The organism is Flaviflagellibacter deserti, assembly GCF_042652085.1.
GTDB classification, from domain to species: Bacteria; Pseudomonadota; Alphaproteobacteria; order Rhizobiales; family Methylopilaceae; genus Flaviflagellibacter; species Flaviflagellibacter deserti.
The window spans coordinates 1,334,551-1,349,317 of sequence record NZ_JBHSJF010000006.1; the positions used below are offsets into that span (position 1 = coordinate 1,334,551).

The 14,767-nt window shown below is 61.8% G+C and carries 18 protein-coding genes; 9 read left to right on the forward strand and 9 right to left on the reverse strand.

Annotation, left to right across the window (positions count from 1 at the left end; all coding sequences use genetic code 11):
• The first annotated feature begins 136 nt into the window (after positions 1–136).
• The gene (locus ACFPFW_RS13555; RefSeq protein ID WP_114956746.1) at positions 137–433 is read left to right on the forward strand and encodes a hypothetical protein; all 297 of its coding nucleotides are present in this window, start codon (positions 137–139) and stop codon (positions 431–433) included.
• Positions 434–484: 51 nt separating this feature from the next.
• Here the strand turns inward: ACFPFW_RS13555 and gfa are convergent, their stop codons facing one another.
• From gfa to ACFPFW_RS13570, 3 genes are all read right to left on the reverse strand, one after another.
• Entirely contained in the window at positions 485–1,066 is a 582-nt protein-coding gene (gene gfa, locus ACFPFW_RS13560; RefSeq protein WP_379771122.1) for an S-(hydroxymethyl)glutathione synthase, read from the reverse strand.
• Between the two features lie 39 nt (positions 1,067–1,105).
• A complete protein-coding gene (locus ACFPFW_RS13565) occupies positions 1,106–2,215 on the reverse strand; it encodes an S-(hydroxymethyl)glutathione dehydrogenase/class III alcohol dehydrogenase (protein ID WP_114956745.1) in 1,110 nt (369 codons plus the stop codon).
• A 262-nt stretch (positions 2,216–2,477) separates the two neighbouring features.
• The gene (locus ACFPFW_RS13570) at positions 2,478–3,236 is read right to left on the reverse strand and encodes a pentapeptide repeat-containing protein (protein WP_114956896.1); all 759 of its coding nucleotides are present in this window, start codon (positions 3,234–3,236) and stop codon (positions 2,478–2,480) included.
• Positions 3,237–3,444: 208 nt separating this feature from the next.
• Here ACFPFW_RS13570 and ACFPFW_RS13575 point away from each other — a divergent pair, with 208 nt between their 5' ends.
• The 4 genes from ACFPFW_RS13575 (at position 3,445) to ACFPFW_RS13590 (ending at position 7,352) form a co-directional block, all read left to right on the forward strand.
• Entirely contained in the window at positions 3,445–3,801 is a 357-nt protein-coding gene (locus ACFPFW_RS13575; protein ID WP_162799647.1) for a hypothetical protein, read from the forward strand.
• A gap of 254 nt (positions 3,802–4,055) precedes the next feature.
• Entirely contained in the window at positions 4,056–5,861 is a 1,806-nt protein-coding gene (xoxF5, locus tag ACFPFW_RS13580) for a lanthanide-dependent methanol dehydrogenase XoxF5 (RefSeq protein WP_114956744.1), read from the forward strand.
• Between the two features lie 107 nt (positions 5,862–5,968).
• Positions 5,969–6,472 carry a c-type cytochrome, methanol metabolism-related gene (locus ACFPFW_RS13585; RefSeq protein WP_379771489.1) on the forward strand — a complete coding sequence of 168 codons (504 nt, stop codon included), beginning with the start codon at positions 5,969–5,971 and terminating at the stop codon, positions 6,470–6,472.
• A gap of 73 nt (positions 6,473–6,545) precedes the next feature.
• Positions 6,546–7,352 (forward strand): substrate-binding domain-containing protein, encoded by an 807-nt coding sequence (locus tag ACFPFW_RS13590; RefSeq protein WP_379771127.1) that lies wholly within the window; start codon positions 6,546–6,548, stop codon positions 7,350–7,352.
• On the opposite strand, the gene ACFPFW_RS13595 is transcribed toward ACFPFW_RS13590, so the two are convergent.
• The 6 genes from ACFPFW_RS13595 to ACFPFW_RS13620 all read right to left on the reverse strand — a co-directional run bounded on the left by ACFPFW_RS13595 (position 7,349) and on the right by ACFPFW_RS13620 (position 12,385).
• Positions 7,349–7,966, reverse strand: coding sequence for a hypothetical protein (locus ACFPFW_RS13595; protein WP_114956741.1), 618 nt, complete (start codon positions 7,964–7,966; stop codon positions 7,349–7,351). The genes ACFPFW_RS13590 and ACFPFW_RS13595 overlap by 4 nt on opposite strands.
• Entirely contained in the window at positions 7,963–8,817 is an 855-nt protein-coding gene (locus ACFPFW_RS13600) for an ABC transporter permease (RefSeq protein WP_114956740.1), read from the reverse strand. The genes ACFPFW_RS13595 and ACFPFW_RS13600 overlap by 4 nt, the downstream gene beginning before the upstream one ends.
• On the reverse strand, positions 8,814–9,599 hold the full coding sequence (locus ACFPFW_RS13605; protein WP_114956894.1) for an ATP-binding cassette domain-containing protein: 786 nt from the start codon (positions 9,597–9,599) through the stop codon (positions 8,814–8,816). Before ACFPFW_RS13605 ends, ACFPFW_RS13600 begins: the two co-directional genes overlap by 4 nt.
• A gap of 91 nt (positions 9,600–9,690) precedes the next feature.
• Positions 9,691–10,131: a cupredoxin domain-containing protein gene (locus ACFPFW_RS13610; protein ID WP_162799646.1), complete on the reverse strand. Its 441-nt coding sequence runs from the start codon at positions 10,129–10,131 to the stop codon at positions 9,691–9,693.
• A 60-nt stretch (positions 10,132–10,191) separates the two neighbouring features.
• Positions 10,192–11,163 (reverse strand): PQQ-dependent catabolism-associated beta-propeller protein, encoded by a 972-nt coding sequence (locus tag ACFPFW_RS13615; protein ID WP_114956738.1) that lies wholly within the window; start codon positions 11,161–11,163, stop codon positions 10,192–10,194.
• A 37-nt stretch (positions 11,164–11,200) separates the two neighbouring features.
• Entirely contained in the window at positions 11,201–12,385 is a 1,185-nt protein-coding gene (locus tag ACFPFW_RS13620) for an ABC transporter substrate-binding protein (protein WP_114956737.1), read from the reverse strand.
• A gap of 125 nt (positions 12,386–12,510) precedes the next feature.
• Between ACFPFW_RS13620 and ACFPFW_RS13625 the strand changes: the two genes are divergently transcribed.
• From ACFPFW_RS13625 to ACFPFW_RS13640, 4 genes are all read left to right on the forward strand, one after another.
• Complete coding sequence (locus ACFPFW_RS13625; RefSeq protein ID WP_379771133.1) at positions 12,511–12,927, forward strand: hypothetical protein; 417 nt, start codon at positions 12,511–12,513, stop codon at positions 12,925–12,927.
• A gap of 54 nt (positions 12,928–12,981) precedes the next feature.
• A complete protein-coding gene (pqqA, locus tag ACFPFW_RS13630) occupies positions 12,982–13,077 on the forward strand; it encodes a pyrroloquinoline quinone precursor peptide PqqA (protein WP_114956736.1) in 96 nt (31 codons plus the stop codon).
• 362 nt (positions 13,078–13,439) lie between these two features.
• Entirely contained in the window at positions 13,440–14,297 is an 858-nt protein-coding gene (locus ACFPFW_RS13635; protein WP_114956735.1) for a DUF2189 domain-containing protein, read from the forward strand.
• Positions 14,294–14,746 carry a c-type cytochrome gene (locus tag ACFPFW_RS13640; RefSeq protein ID WP_114956734.1) on the forward strand — a complete coding sequence of 151 codons (453 nt, stop codon included), beginning with the start codon at positions 14,294–14,296 and terminating at the stop codon, positions 14,744–14,746. The genes ACFPFW_RS13635 and ACFPFW_RS13640 overlap by 4 nt, the downstream gene beginning before the upstream one ends.
• Positions 14,747–14,767 lie beyond the last annotated feature (21 nt).

Below are 14,767 nucleotides of genomic sequence, written 5' to 3' on the forward strand. Positions count from 1 at the left end.
ATCAAATTGTTCATGACCAACCCTCGCTTGCGTCCCCCGTGGGGGAACGTTGAGGGTGAGCGCTGGTTCCCGAAGAAAGTCGGCCGTCTTGACTTCAAACCCTCCCGCAAACGAGCATCTGATCGGGAGGTGAATCATGACATCAGGCATCAAGCTGCTTGCAGGGATTGGGATTTTCTCGGTCGCGCTGGCATCGGGCGCGGAGGCCGCCTGCAAAGGCGGAAGCTTCACCTTCACCAATCGTTCCTGCCCGACCATGTCGCAGGTGCTCGTCTGCAATGGCGAGAACGGCAGCGGAGGTACCAATCAGGCGGCCATCAAACTCGGCCAGTCGCAGACGTTCGATACGCCGGCCGGCTCTACCTTCACCGCCACATGCGGGATCGCGCCGCCGCAGAAATGCCCGGCGGCGCAGTGCGTGAACGGCGAGTAGCGCGAAGCGCGGAAACGGACACCGAACAAGCCGCATCCGTTTCCGCTGTTCTCATTCGCGCAGCGTGCCTGCCTTCCTGGCCGCGAAGGTCGCCAGCGCGTCCATCAGCGGCGGGTTGAGTGCGTCATAGGGTTCGAGACCGACTTCCTTCAGTCGCGACCGCACCGCTGGCATGTCGCTGGGTCTCGTCCCGGATTCGATCACCGAAGAGACGAAGGCCGCGAAGCCGGGAGGCGCCCAACCGGGTTCCCTGAACCGCTCGGCGTGGATGAAGGACAGGCCCTTGAAGGCATGATCCTTCTCGATGGGGCCGTACATATGCACACCACAGGCCTTGCAGGCATGCCTCAGGATCGTCGCGTTTGGATCGACCACCGCGAGCTTGTCGGCGTTCGCAGTGACGTTGACCTTATCGCTCGGCACGACTCCGACGATCGAGAATGTGGCGCCCTTGGGCTTCCAGCACTGCGTGCAGCCGCATGCGTGATTGTGAAGAACCTGGGAGCTGATCTGCACGGTCACCGGCCTGTCCGCGCAATCGCAGACCAGAGTGCCACCGGCGAAGCTCTCCGAGCCCTGTTTGATCCCGTTGTCGATGGCGGGATGAATGGAGATTGTCATCGTGTCCAGCATTTGTCGTCCTCCCTACCGCAGCTTGTTTCGCTGCTTCCTTCAGTAGACCACTACGCCGCGGATCGACTCCCCCCTGTGCATCAGGTCGAACCCGGTATTGATGTCCTCGATCTTCATCGTATGGGTGATCATCGGATCGATCGCGATCTGACCGTTCATGTACATGTCGACGATCTTCGGCACGTCCGTCCGTCCCCTCGCGCCGCCGAACGCGCTGCCTTTCCAGACGCGCCCGGTCACGAGCTGGAATGGCCGCGTGGCGATCTCCTCACCCGCTCCCGCGACGCCGATGATGATCGATTGGCCCCAGCCCTTGTGGCAGGCCTCGAGCGCGGTGCGCATGACCTTGGTGTTGCCGATGCATTCGAACGTGTAATCGGCGCCGCCGCGGGTTAGCTCGACCAGATGCGCGACGAGGTCGCCGCCGACCTTCGATGGGTTGACGAAATGGGTCATGCCGAACTCGCGACCCCATTTTTCCCGGTCGTCGTTGAGATCGACGCCGACGATCATGCTGGCGCCGACCAGTCGCAGGCCCTGAATGACGTTCAGGCCGATGCCGCCTAGACCAAAGACGACGCAATTCGCGCCCGACTCGACCTTTGCCGTGTTGACGACTGCGCCGATGCCGGTTGTCACGCCACAGCCGACGTAACAGACCTTGTCCGCCGGTGCGTCCTCGCGGATTTTCGCCACCGCTATCTCGGGCAGCACGGTGTAGTTCGAGAACGTCGAACAGCCCATGTAGTGATAAATCGTCTCGCCCTTGTAGGAGAACCTGCTGGTCCCGTCGGGCATCAGGCCCCTGCCCTGGGTCGCCCTGATCTTCTGGCAGAGATTGGTCTTCCGGCTGAGGCAGTATTCACACTCGCGGCATTCGGGCGTGTAGAGCGGAATGACGTGATCGCCGACCGCAACCGACTTCACGTCCGGGCCGACTTCGACGACGATTCCAGCGCCCTCGTGACCGAGGATGACTGGAAAAATACCCTCGGGATCGGCACCTGACCGGGTGAATTCGTCGGTGTGGCAGATCCCAGTCGCCTTGATCTCGACCATGACCTCGCCCGCTTTCGGACCTTCGAGGTCGACCTCGACGATCTCGAGCGGCTTGGCCTTCTCGAATGCGACTGCGGCGCGGGTCTTCATCGCTGTCTGCTCCTCGCTTCATCCGGATCGCCAAGGGGATCCGACGCGTCAGCTCAAAACATCCCGCCTTCGCGGTCGAAGGCGGCACAGCATCGGGCGGCTAGTGATACGAAGCCGGACATGCAGCTGCGAGGTGTTTCTCGCCCAGGCTCGTTTCAGCCGCGATTGCCACGAGCTCGACAGGGCCATGAGGCCCTGAGCTCACGAAATTCTGACGAAAGCGTAGCACGACGAATGCAGGAAAACCACGGGAGTGACCGGGTCACTCCCGAACCACGCGACGCAGATTCCTTGCCTGATCGAGATTTCTCGCCTGGTCCAATCCGACCAGGCGGACGAGCTTTGCAGACGCCAGATCGGCATCGAGGAAATCGGCGCCCTGCACGGTCGCCTCGGTCAGATCGGCGCCGCCCAGAGTAGCGCCGCGCAACGAGACCTGGCTCAGATCCGCGCCTTTCAAGGACGCAAATTCGAGATCGACCCGCGAGAGATTCGCACCGCGGAGGTTAGCGCGATCGAGTTTCGCCGACCGCAAAATGGCACGCATGAGACCCATGGACTGGTTCCTCATATCGGCACCGAGATCGGCATTCTCGAGGTTCGCCGCGACTAGGCTCGCACTCGTCAGGTCAGCGGTCAGCCGGGCAGCCGACAGGTCGGCGCCATTCAGGCTGGCGCCCTGCATCTGCGCGCCGAAAATATTGGCTCCCCTGAGACTGGCCTTCTCGAGGTTTGCTCCAAGCAGCCATGCCTGATCGAGAACCGCGCGATCGAGTTTCGCGCCGGAAAGATTGGCCCGGTTCAGCCGAGCAGCCCGGAGAATCACACCGGCAAGATCCAGACCACTGAGGTCGAGACCGGAAAGCCGCTTTCCCGTCAGATCGGCGGGCTTTCCGATGGAGGACGAGCGCAGCGCGGCCTCGACGTCTGATCGCGTCATCTCCGCCGATGTCATCTCGGGAGACGACAGGTCGAGATGGCGCATCAGATCCTGCGCGATGGCAGGTGCGGTACTTGTCATTGTGAGGACGGCGAGTATCGCCGCCCGTGTCGATCGGTGAAACATCGCCGGCTCCACAACCGAACTGTCGCTGACGGCGTTCATAGCAAGACGTGTGGGCCGATCCGCGCAGAGACATTGCATGGCATTTCGCAGGCCGATAGGACATGAGCGAGTGTCACCGCCACCCAAGGCACAAGACGGTGACGCCGTTCGCGGAGGCATGAAGATGAGCCTCACTGACATGATGTTACGCAGCTCGCTCGCGCTGGGTTTTGTAATCCTTGCCACGCCGTCCGGCGCACAACAGCTGAACGATTATCCCACCGCGGCCCGGGTCGATTATGTCTTCGCCTGCATGAAGGCCAACGGAGAAACGCGGGATTCCCTCGAACGTTGCTCCTGTTCCATCGACGTGGTCGCGACGCTCCTGCCTTACGACCGGTACGTCTCTGGAGAGACGGTGGCCAGCCTGGCACAGGTACAGGGAGAACGTGGCGCTCAATTCAGGTCTCCAGAGCCATCGAGAGCAGCCGTCGACGATCTGCGCCGGGCTCAGGCCGAAGCCGAAGTGCGCTGTTTCTGATCGCCGTTGCGTACGGATGAGCACAGGCATATCGTGACCGAATGTTTTCGGTGCTTGAGACGTCAACTTCTTGGGAGCGTTGACGCAATAGGAGCCAAGGGGATGCGGAACCAACCGCGTAATCCCTAAGGCCGGGGCGAGGCTTCGAAGACACTCCCAAATTAGGGTTGCAGTGCTGAGGATTCGGCACGCCTGTAGTGTCGTTCTGCTTGGTACCGCCACCCCCAAACGAAAAATCGTTAGGGAGGATAGCGATGCGTTACCTCATTGTCGGACTACTTGCCGGCGTTGCATCTGTGGCCGCCGGGGCAGCAAACGCGAACGACGAACTCGAAAAAATGGAGAAGAATGCGAAGAATTGGGTAATGCCCACGGGCAATTACGCCAATCATCGCTACTCCGCGCTCGATCAGATCAACACCGAGAATGTCGATAAGCTGCAGGCGAACTGGACGTTCTCGACCGGTGTGCTCCGCGGCCACGAAGGCGGCCCGCTCGTTATCGATGGCGTGATGTACGTGCACACCCCATTCCCGAACATGGTCTATGCGCTCGACCTGAAGGACGAGGGCAAGATTCTCTGGAAATACGAGCCCAAGCAGGATCCGAATGTCATTCCCGTGATGTGCTGCGACACCGTCAACCGCGGCGTGGCCTACGGCGACGGCAAGATCATCCTGAATCAGGCGGACACCACGGTCGTGGCGCTCGATGCCAAGAACGGCAACGTGCTCTGGCAGACGAAGAACGGCGATCCGTCCAAGGGCGAGACCGCGACGGCCGCTCCGATGGTCGTCAAGGACAAGGTGCTGATCGGCATTTCAGGCGCCGAGTTCGGCGTACGCGGCCATATCACCGCCTACAACCTCTCCGACGGCAAGATGGCCTGGCGAGGCTATTCGGTCGGGCCCGACAACGAGATGCTTGTCGACCCGGAAAAGACGACCGAGCTCGGCAAGCCGATCGGCAAGGACAGCAGCCTCAAGACCTGGCAGGGCGATCAGTGGAAGATCGGCGGTGGAACGACCTGGGGCTGGTTCGCCTACGATCCCAATCTGAACTTGGTCTACTACGGAACCGGCAACCCATCGACCTGGAACCCGTCGCAGCGTCCGGGCGACAACAAATATTCGATGACGATCTTCGCACGTGATCCCGACACCGGCATGGCGAAGTGGGTCTACCAGATGACCCCGCACGACGAGTGGGACTATGACGGCGTCAACGAGATGATCCTGACGGATCTTCAGATTGGCGGCCAGAACCGCAAGGCGCTGGTGCACTTCGACCGCAACGGCTTCGGCTACACGCTCGATCGCGAGAACGGCGAACTCCTCGTTGCCGAGAAGTACGATCCGGTGGTGAACTGGGCGACGAAGATCGACATGGACAAGTCGTCCAAGACATACGGCCGGCCGCAGGTGGTTGATCAGTACTCGACCCAGAAGGGTGGCCCGGACACAAACGTGCAGGGCATCTGCCCCGCCGCTCTGGGCAGCAAGGATCAGCAGCCCGCCAGCTATTCGCCTGACACCAAGCTCTTCTACGTGCCGACCAACCACGTCTGCATGGACTACGAGCCGTTCAAGGTGAGCTACACCGCCGGCCAACCCTATGTCGGCGCCACGTTGTCGATGTTCCCGCCGAAGGGCGAGACCAATATGGGCAACTTCATCGCCTGGGACGCCACGACGGGCAAGATCGCCTGGTCGGTGCCCGAGCGTTTCTCGGTCTGGTCGGGCGCCCTCGCCACCAAGGGCGGCGTGGTGTTCTACGGAACGCTGGAAGGCTACCTGAAGGCCGTCGATGCCAAGACGGGGAAGGAACTCTACAAGTTCAAGACCCCCTCCGGCATCATCGGCAACGTCAACACCTATGAGTTCGACGGCAAGCAATACGTCGCCGTGCTCTCGGGTGTCGGCGGCTGGGCGGGCATCGGCCTCGCGGCCGGTCTGACCGAGCCGACCGCGGGCCTCGGCGCTGTCGGCGGCTATGCCGCGCTGCGCGACTACACGGCTCTCGGCGGCCAGCTGACGGTCTTCTCGCTTCCGGGCGACTGAGACCCCTCTCGGACTAAAGCGAAGGTCCTCCGCTCGACCAGCGGAGGACCTTTCGCAGCCGAACAGCAAAGGCCCCGGAGGAAAGAGCAGTGAAAATCCAATTCTTTATTGGAGCGCTCGGTATCGCGCTCCTCGCAAGCACGCCTGCTGCAATCGGAGCCGACGGATCGGGCGATCCCGCGGTAGCGTCCGAGCAGGACGGCAAGTTCTTCGATGCACAGGGAAATCCCACTTTCAAGAAGGATGCAGACGGCACGGTCGACTGGTACACCTTATCGGGTTTCCGGCGTTACCACGCGGAGTGCCACACCTGCCACGGACCGGCGGGCGAAGGCTCGACCTATGCGCCTGCCCTGGTGCAGTCGCTGAAAACCATGCCATACGCGGACTTCCAGAACGTCGTCGTCAACGGACGCGTGAATGTCGGCGGCGGCCATGAGAACGTCATGCCGTCGTTCGGAACCAACCCGAACGTCATGTGCTACCTCGACGATATCTACGTCTACCTGCGCGCGAGAACGGCTGGAGCTGTGGACCGGGCCCGGCCGGCGAAGAACGCCCCGAAACCGGCCTCGTTCGCCGAAGCGGAAAAAGCCTGCATGGGACATTGATCGTACGGAGCGAGAAGAGATGGCCAGAACGCGCCTGACGGCATTGTTTGTAAGGCTTGTTTGGGCGGCGATCATGTCACCGCTCGTGGCAACCGCGACGCTCGCACAGGGCGCCGCCGATCTCTCGCTCGAACTTATCGATCCCAAGGTTCTCCGGGTCTGCTCCGACCCAGGGAACCTTCCCTTCTCGAACGACAAGCAGGAGGGCTTCGAGAACAAGATCGCCGAACTGCTCGCCCAGAAGCTCGGCAAGTCGCTTGTCTACACCTGGTTCCCGCAGACTACCGGCTTCGTCCGCAACACCCTGGGCATGCACAAATGCGACGTCATCATCGGCTACGCGCAGGGCGATGAACTCGTTCAGAATACCAACCCGTACTACCGCACTGCGTATGCGTTGATCTTCAAGCCGGGAGGCGGGCTGGACGGCGTCGACACGTTGGCCGACCCGCGACTCAAGGAAAAGCGCATCGGCGTGGTGGCGGGTACTCCTCCGGGCGATCTTCTTGTCGTCAACGGGCTGATGGCCCGCGCCAAGCCCTACCCGCTTCTGGTCGATACCCGTGTCGATTCCTCGGCGAGGGACATGGTTCGCGACATCGCGTCGGGAGACATCGATGCCGGGGTACTGTGGGGCCCGATGGCCGGCTATTTCGCCAAGCAGTCAACGCCTCCCATGTCCGTAACGCCGCTAGTGAGGGAGATGACGGGCCCTCGCCTTTCCTTTCACATCACGATGGGCGTGCGTGCCTCGGACCAGGAATGGAAGCGTGCGCTCAACCGGCTGATCCGCAACAACAAGGAGGCGATCGACACGATCCTGCTCGACTACGGCGTGCCTCTGCTCGACGAACAGAACCACATCATCAAGAGTCACTAGTCCAGAACGCGCTGAACCGCGCGGGCTAGCGCGAAGAACCGTTGTTCTATGACCACCGGCACCTCGCAGGCGAACCGTACCGATTTACGCCGCTCCTCGAAAATGCGGGTGGCCCATTCGACACGATTGGCGAGGTCCGCGACCTCCTTCTGGTCCGCGTCGGGTTTGCTCTGCAGATTCCGCAGCCGCGCCGCATCGGCTTCGATGCTCGTCGCGAAGTCTCGCTGCCTGCGGGTCAGGCGTTCCAGCCCGTTGACGACGTCGAGCCGCTCCCGATTGAGCGTGTCGAACAGGCCCGCGACGAGGAGCTTGGCCTTCTCCTGCTTGTCGCCATTGCCGTTCTGAACGAACTCCACGGCCGCCTTTTCAGCCTCGTCCAACGGTGTCCTCCGGGCGGCGAGATGCGCCACGAGGTCCGCGATCTGGCGATCGTCGTCCCAGATGTCGAGCGCATCCTCGACCGAGGGCCCGGTCCAGGCCGTGGCAACGGAGATCTCCCCGACTCGAGCCTGAACGCACGGCCAGTCGGGAAACCGCCGGTCGACGGCATTGGCGTGAAGCGGAACGGCGGCGGCTATTGCCGCAATCGCCGCGAGACGAGAGAGACGTGTCACGCCGCTCCTCCTGTCTGCCCCTGCCGGGCGCGAAAGCCATGAGCGGGATCATAGGCCAATATCGCCCCGATCATGAATACGACCGTGCATGCCGCGACGATGCCTAGGGCAGCCGGATTGAGCTTGGCATAGAGGGCGAAGCGGATCAGCTCCACCGCATGGGTGAACGGGTTGAGCTCGCAGATGTAATAGAGGAGCGGACTGGATTCCCTGACGCGCCATAGCGGGTAGAGCGCCGACGAGGCGAAGAACATCGGGAAGATCAGGAAGTTCATCACCCCCGCGAAGTTCTCCATCTGCTTGACGAGCGAAGACACGAGCATGCCGAGCGAACCGAGCATCAGCCCCGAAAGGATCAGCGCGGGCAAGACCGTAAGATAGCCGACGATGGGCGGCTCGATCTCCCAGAACCACGCGATGGCGAGGAACGCGTAGACCTGCAGCAGCGAGATTGCGGTGCCGGCAATCAGTTTCGACGACAGCAGGAACCAGCGCGGCAGCGGACTGACGAGCAGTGTCCTCATACTGCCCGTCTCGCGGTCGTAGACCATTGAAAGCGACGACTGCATGCCGTTGAACAGTTGGATCATCGCGATCAAGCCCGGCGTGATGAAGACCTCGTAGAGGACGTATACCTCGTACGGCGGAATGATCGACACGCCGAGCACCTGCCGGAAGCCCGCAGCGAAGATGAACAGCCAGACCAGCGGCCTGACCAGCGCGGAGGCGAACCGTTCGCGCTGATGAAGGAAGCGGAGCATTTCGCGCCAGACGATCCCGCGCAGGCAGATAGCGTATTGCCCGATCGAGAAGCCGGGTGGCTGGGAGTGCGTGGCGATATCCAGCGTCATGGAACTCCGCTCGTTTCCCTTTCTCGCCCGGTCAGTCGCATGAAGGCGGTTCGAACATCCTGCGCGCCGCAATCGGCGATGACCTTCGACGCGCGGCCATGCGCGAGCAGTCGCCCTTCGTGCAGGACAAGGACGTCGTCCCGAGTCCCTATCTCGTCGACGAGATGCGTCGCCCACAGCACACAGACGCCGTCCTGCGCGACCAGCCGGTGGACGTGGTCGAGAATGTCCGCGCGCGCATCGACATCGAGGCCAACCGTGGGTTCGTCGAGCAAGAGAAGCGGTGGCCGATGCAGCAGCGCGCGGGCGATCTCGAGTCGCCTCATCTGGCCGCCGGAGAGGCTGCGTGCCTTGTCCCGCATGCGATCCGTCAGCGCGACGCGCTCCAGCGCCTCCCCTGCCCGCAGCCTCGCCTCACGGCTGCCTATGCCATGCAGGGCGGCGTGATAGGCGAGGTTCTGCATGACGGTCAGGTCGAGGTCGAGGGTGCGGGACTGGAAGACGACGCCAAGCCTGCGCAGCGCCTCTCCCGAAGCCCGTCCGACGTCGTGGTCGAAGATGAGGATCGAGCCCGTCTGCGTGGCGTAAAGATGTGTGATCAGCGAAAACAGCGTGCTCTTGCCCGCTCCGTTCAGTCCGAGAAGGACGGTGAAGGTCGCGGGATCAATCGCGAAGCTCAGGTCCTTGAGCGCGCTCCGCAGGCCATAGGAATGGCTCACTCCCTCGACCGACAGGGCGGCGGAGCCGGCGGATTGCAGTTGCTCCCGCGAGACATGCGCTATCGTGGCGTCAGTCCTCCGAAATGGCGACACCCCCGGCAGCTCGCCGACCTGGACGGTCCTGGCCACCTGCCCGCGGCAACGGCACGAACCGTCATTTCACATTGAAGGTCGCCTGCTGTGAGCTGCTGGTGGTGCCCGGCACCCGCAATGTGAACGTACCCGGGCGAATGGTGACGAACGTGATTTCCACCTCTCCCTTGGCATCGAATTCGATTGAATCCACGCCAAGCGGCCTGATCTCGATATCGTTGATCACCACCTCGTTGACCCAAACGTTCCGGAAGAAGTCAGGGCCATTAAGGGCCAGTTCTTGAGTTCCATCGGACGTGATCGTGAGCCGGTAGTGCTTCCCCGACTCCAGTTGATAGGGCTTCTCGGCAAGCGGAGCGCCCGACGACAGTTTCAAAGGCGGCTCGAGTTTTTGAGGCCGAGTGAGCAAACCCTGCTGCGCATGAGCGAGATAGGGTCCGCTGACCATGAATGCGGTTAGGAACATCATTCTCGCAAGTCGAACTGCGCTTAATTCAGGCATTTGTTCCTCCCATTATTGTTTGGATCGGACGCTAAGACAGCCGAATCTGGTCAGTGAAAATCAATCGTTTGAAACGGCAACCCCCCAAGGCAGTTCGCCGACCTGAATGGTCTTGATCACCTTGCCCGCAGCAACGTCGACGACAGACACGTCGTTCGATACGCCGTTGGTGGTGAGCAGGTATTTTTCGTCCGGTGTGAACGCGAGTTGCCAGACGCGCTGGCCGACCAGGAGATAGTCTTCCACCGCGTGCGTCGTTCCATTGACGACGGCGACGCGATTGGCCGGACCCAGCGCTATGAAGCCCTTGCTGCCGTCCTTGGTGATGCGCACGCCGACGGGCTGAATCGATTCCGCCCTTAGGCCCGGGATTTCGAACGTGATCTTCTTCGTCACTTCCCGTTTCACGGGATCGATGACGCTGACCGTGCCGCCGATTTCGGCCGAGACCCAGAGCTCCGAGCCATCCTTCTTGAATTCGGCAAAGCGCGGCCGGGAATCGACGAGCACGTTGGCGACGATCTCGTGCGTCTGCGTATCGATGAAGTGCGCCATGTTCGTCGTTTCGGACGTATTGACGAGGATCTTGCCGTCCGGGCTCATGCCCATCCCCTCCGGCTCGACGCCGACCTGCACCTCGGCGACAGGAGCCCGCTTCGCGATGTCGACGACGGTGACCAGGTTGTCGTCTTCGTTGGCGATATAGAGGAGCTTGCCCTCCGGATCCTGCGTGAAGAGTTCGGGATCGGGGCCGGAGGGCAGCGTGCCCACGATCTCGCGAGTTGCGGTGTCGACGATCTCGACCGTGTCATCGTCGCCGACGGCGACCAGGAGATGCTTGCCGTCCTTCGTCAGCTCGATGCCGCGCGGCCGCTGGCCGACCTTGATCGTTGCGATGACGGAAAAATTCGCCATGTCGATGACCGACACGGTGTTGGCTCCTTCATTCGACACATAGGCCGTGTAGGCGCCCGCCTCGCAAGCGAAAGCGGTCGATAGCGCGGCGCCAAGCGCCACGGTTCGAAGCTGCATCTCCCTGTCTCCTCCTTGTTGTCCGGAGTTCGACCAGTCATTTCAGCTTGCATTTTGTTTCGGGCCGGTCAAACCCGAGTGTATCGAGCTCCGAGACTTGGTGCAGGAAGCCCTCCTGCGGGGACACCGACACGACCATGCGGCCGTCGGCCAGCAGAATGGGCTGACGGAGCTGAAGATTCCAGTCCCGCAATGTCAGCTTCTGACCCTTGAATGCCGCCAGGGAGAAGTCGGGACTCTTGAGATAGCGTGTTATCGTCTGCGGATCGGTCGAAGCAGTCCGCGTCGCGCTTTCGCCGACCATCCGCACGGCCGACCAAGCCTGAATATCCCGGGCTGTCATGAACCGCGAAAAGCGCTTCTGGAACCGGCTCTGCATCTGAAGAGCGGCCCACTGATTGTGGGACGCATGCCAGCTGGTCGGAACGAGACCCGCCGACCCCGCGACCGGGCGTGCGTCCCAGGTGCGGAACGGCATGTAGGCGGCGAACACCTCGCTCTCATCCGCTGCCACCAGCACGTCATAGGCCGGCACGCTCTGCGTGAAGACCGCGATCTTCCGCTGCACCTGAGCGACACCGCTGTCGGTCTGCCGCGCCCCTCCCGTGTCCTCGAAGATGCGCTCCTCGACGATCTGGGCGCCGAAACGCTTCGCGGCCCGCCGCAGGGCATCGCCATACAGCACGTCTTTCGGATGCGAGCCGACGACGAGGAACCATTTCCGCCATTTCTTGAAGACGAGATATTGGGCGAGCGCATCCGCGAGCATGGATCGCGTGGGAGCCACGTGGATGACGTTCGCTCGGCAGTCCTCTTCGCGGAGCCTGTCGTCCGCCGCTCCGACATTGAAGAGGAGGATGCCCCTGCCCTGCGCCGCGGCGGCGGTCTTCAGCAACAAGTCCGGATCGAGATCGGCAATGACGAAAGATATGCCCCTATCCGCCATCGCCGTAACCGCTTGCGAGGGATCTTCTCCATCGGCAAGGCGCGTCTCTTCGATCAGGAAGGCCTGCTTGAGAAACCGACCGGTCGTGTTGTTGTCAGCGACGGCAAGCTCAGCGCCGGCCAACCCGTCGTTTTCCGCGGGGAGGTCGATCAGGGACAGAGCCTCGCGCGGAGGCGGAGTGCGCAGATAGCCGATCCGGACCTCGTTGACCTGCGCTATGGCTGAAGATGTGAGCGGAGCCAACATGATCGCAAGGATCAGGATCAGTCGTCTCATCGTCTCCCCCCGGTGCCGGTGTTCAATCCGGTCATTCCGGAAGGAACGAGGAACCCCCGAATTGAGTTGCAGACAAGGAAGCCAAATTTGCGCGCCTCCATTCCCCTGACAATTAGGAGAGGCCGATGAAAACCACGACATTCATTCTCGCCGCCACCACACTGGGGTTGGGACTCGGCCCTGCAATGGCTGGCCCGTGTACGACGGAAATCAACAATCTGACGAAGACCCTCTCCGCCAGTGATGCGGGTGCGGGTCCGACATCCGGAACCGGCTCGTCAGCCGCTTCGTCGGGTCAGCATGCGCCGACCGGCGCAATGGGCAAGCAGGCCGAGGGCAAGGCCACGTCGCCCGCGGACGTGCGCCGCCAGACGCAAGGTCAGCCAACTGCGGCGGACCAGGCGGCTAGCGGGCGGGCAGCAGCCGAGCCGACCGATGCAAACGCAGCTCTGCAGCGCGCGAGGGAATTCGATCGGCAGGGCAAGGAAGCTGATTGCATGACCTCTGTCAGGCAGGCGAAGCAACTTTCCGGAGCCAAATGACCGGGCGGCCGACAATCGACGGTTCGGGTAGAACAAGCAGACGGAGCATGAAAAATGACTTGGGAAACACCGAAGATCGTCGAAACCGCATGCGGCCTCGAAGTCACGGCCTATACGCCGGCTGAAGGCCTGGACGACGGCGAAATCTGATCGCCGAACATTGCCGACAGCAATGCCGGCAATGGTCTTGAATAGTACAGCCGCCGCGCGCTCCTGATCTCAAGTGAGGTCGCGGCGCGCGGGGCTTCAATTTGTGCCTTCGAACAAAGCGATCGCTCCTGGTGGACGTGTCGCATCCTCGGCCCAGCGTCGTCACAGGTGTGATCACGCCGTTCGTGTCTTCCGAAACCAAATGCCTGGCTTCATCGCTGGACCGATCCATGTGGCAATCCACTTGTTTTCGGGCAGATCGGGCGTATTCTCGACTTTGGGCTGAGGTCGCGGTGTGTTCGTGACCCAATCGTCATGAAACCGTCCGTGATCTCGACCTCAAGGTTCGGGAGGAAACGGAGATGACGATCCGAAACCCCGTTGAATGGGGTTATGACGCGATCCGCGAAACGGTTCATGGCCTAGGCCATACTGCCCACGACTGGAAGAGGCCCAGAGAAGCACTGAGCGACATTCCCGTGGTGCAACGCATCACCGCGGCGGACATACGCGACGCACTGTCGAAGGGGCTCGCGGATTTTGGCGCCTGTCGGACAGACGTCATTTTCATCGCCTTCGTCTACCCCCTGGCAGGTCTCGTTTTGGCGCATGTGGCGCTGCACAACGAGATGCTTCCGCTGCTGTTTCCCCTCATTTCTGGTTTCGCGCTGATCGGTCCGTTCGCAGCTGCCGGTCTGTACGAGATGAGCAGAAGGCGCGAGCTCGGACTCGAGGTCTCATGGTCCGACTCCATGGCCGTGCTCAACCGGCCATCGTTTGGGGCGTTCGTCGGGCTGGGATTGTTGCTGACCGCGATCTTCGTGGTCTGGCTGGCAGTTGCCATGGGCATCTACTGGCTCATTTTCGGCGCACATATGCCGGCTTCCATCACTGACTTCGCCCGTCAGATATTCACCACGTCCGAGGGTTGGGCGCTCATGATCGTTGGCGTCAGCGTCGGCTTCCTGTTTGCTCTGCTCGTGCTGACGATCAGCGTGGTGTCGTTCCCGCTCCTTCTCGACCGCAACGTTACCCTGAGGACGGCGATAGAGAGTTCCGTACGGGCCGTCATGATGAACCCCGGACCGATGCTGCTCTGGGGAATGATCGTCGCGTGCGGCCTTGTCCTCGGCACGATCCCGCTCCTGCTGGGGCTGATCGTCGTCATGCCGGTTCTCGGTCACGCAACATGGCATCTTTATCGCAAGGTATTGCAATGACGGAAAAAAGCGACGTTGACATCTACGGCGGTTGTCCCTGGGGCGCCCGCTGGCGCCCCGCCCTCCCACTCACAGCACTTGCGATTGCCTTGCTTTTCACCGCCGAGGTCCGGGCACAGGACGCGGCGGCGGGCGAGAAGGTCTATGCGGCCTGCCGCGCCTGCCATCAGGTCGGGCCTACTGCGAAAAACGGCGTCGGCCCGACTCTCAACGGGCTCTTCGGACGCGTCTCCGGCAAGGTCGCCGGATACGCCTATACGGAGGCAAACAAGACAGCGCATCTGACTTGGGACGAGCCGACCTTCACCGAATACATCAAGAACCCGAAGGCCAAGATCCCGGGAACGAAGATGACCTATGCCGGTCTCAAGGACGACCAGAAGATCAAGGATCTGATCGCCTATCTGCATACGTTCGACAGCGCACCCGTCACGCTGATCAAGGAGTAAAAACAAAAAAGACGGGCCGGG

What these genes read in the sequence shown, in the direction of transcription:
- ACFPFW_RS13570 (WP_114956896.1), bottom strand. Translation starts at nt 3,236, where the DNA reads ATGACAAGTACCGCACCTGCCATCGCGCAGGATCTGATGCGCCATCTC.
- ACFPFW_RS13625 (WP_379771133.1), top strand. Translation starts at nt 12,511, where the DNA reads ATGAAAACCACGACATTCATTCTCGCCGCCACCACACTGGGGTTGGGA.
- pqqA (WP_114956736.1), top strand. Translation starts at nt 12,982, where the DNA reads ATGACTTGGGAAACACCGAAGATCGTCGAAACCGCATGCGGCCTCGAA.
- ACFPFW_RS13620 (WP_114956737.1), bottom strand. Translation starts at nt 12,385, where the DNA reads ATGAGACGACTGATCCTGATCCTTGCGATCATGTTGGCTCCGCTCACA.
- ACFPFW_RS13640 (WP_114956734.1), top strand. Translation starts at nt 14,294, where the DNA reads ATGACGGAAAAAAGCGACGTTGACATCTACGGCGGTTGTCCCTGGGGC.
- ACFPFW_RS13575 (WP_162799647.1), top strand. Translation starts at nt 3,445, where the DNA reads ATGAGCCTCACTGACATGATGTTACGCAGCTCGCTCGCGCTGGGTTTT.
- ACFPFW_RS13615 (WP_114956738.1), bottom strand. Translation starts at nt 11,163, where the DNA reads ATGCAGCTTCGAACCGTGGCGCTTGGCGCCGCGCTATCGACCGCTTTC.
- ACFPFW_RS13590 (WP_379771127.1), top strand. Translation starts at nt 6,546, where the DNA reads ATGTCACCGCTCGTGGCAACCGCGACGCTCGCACAGGGCGCCGCCGAT.
- gfa (WP_379771122.1), bottom strand. Translation starts at nt 1,066, where the DNA reads ATGCTGGACACGATGACAATCTCCATTCATCCCGCCATCGACAACGGG.
- xoxF5 (WP_114956744.1), top strand. Translation starts at nt 4,056, where the DNA reads ATGCGTTACCTCATTGTCGGACTACTTGCCGGCGTTGCATCTGTGGCC.
- ACFPFW_RS13610 (WP_162799646.1), bottom strand. Translation starts at nt 10,131, where the DNA reads ATGCCTGAATTAAGCGCAGTTCGACTTGCGAGAATGATGTTCCTAACC.
- ACFPFW_RS13565 (WP_114956745.1), bottom strand. Translation starts at nt 2,215, where the DNA reads ATGAAGACCCGCGCCGCAGTCGCATTCGAGAAGGCCAAGCCGCTCGAG.
- ACFPFW_RS13555 (WP_114956746.1), top strand. Translation starts at nt 137, where the DNA reads ATGACATCAGGCATCAAGCTGCTTGCAGGGATTGGGATTTTCTCGGTC.
- ACFPFW_RS13635 (WP_114956735.1), top strand. Translation starts at nt 13,440, where the DNA reads ATGACGATCCGAAACCCCGTTGAATGGGGTTATGACGCGATCCGCGAA.
- ACFPFW_RS13600 (WP_114956740.1), bottom strand. Translation starts at nt 8,817, where the DNA reads ATGACGCTGGATATCGCCACGCACTCCCAGCCACCCGGCTTCTCGATC.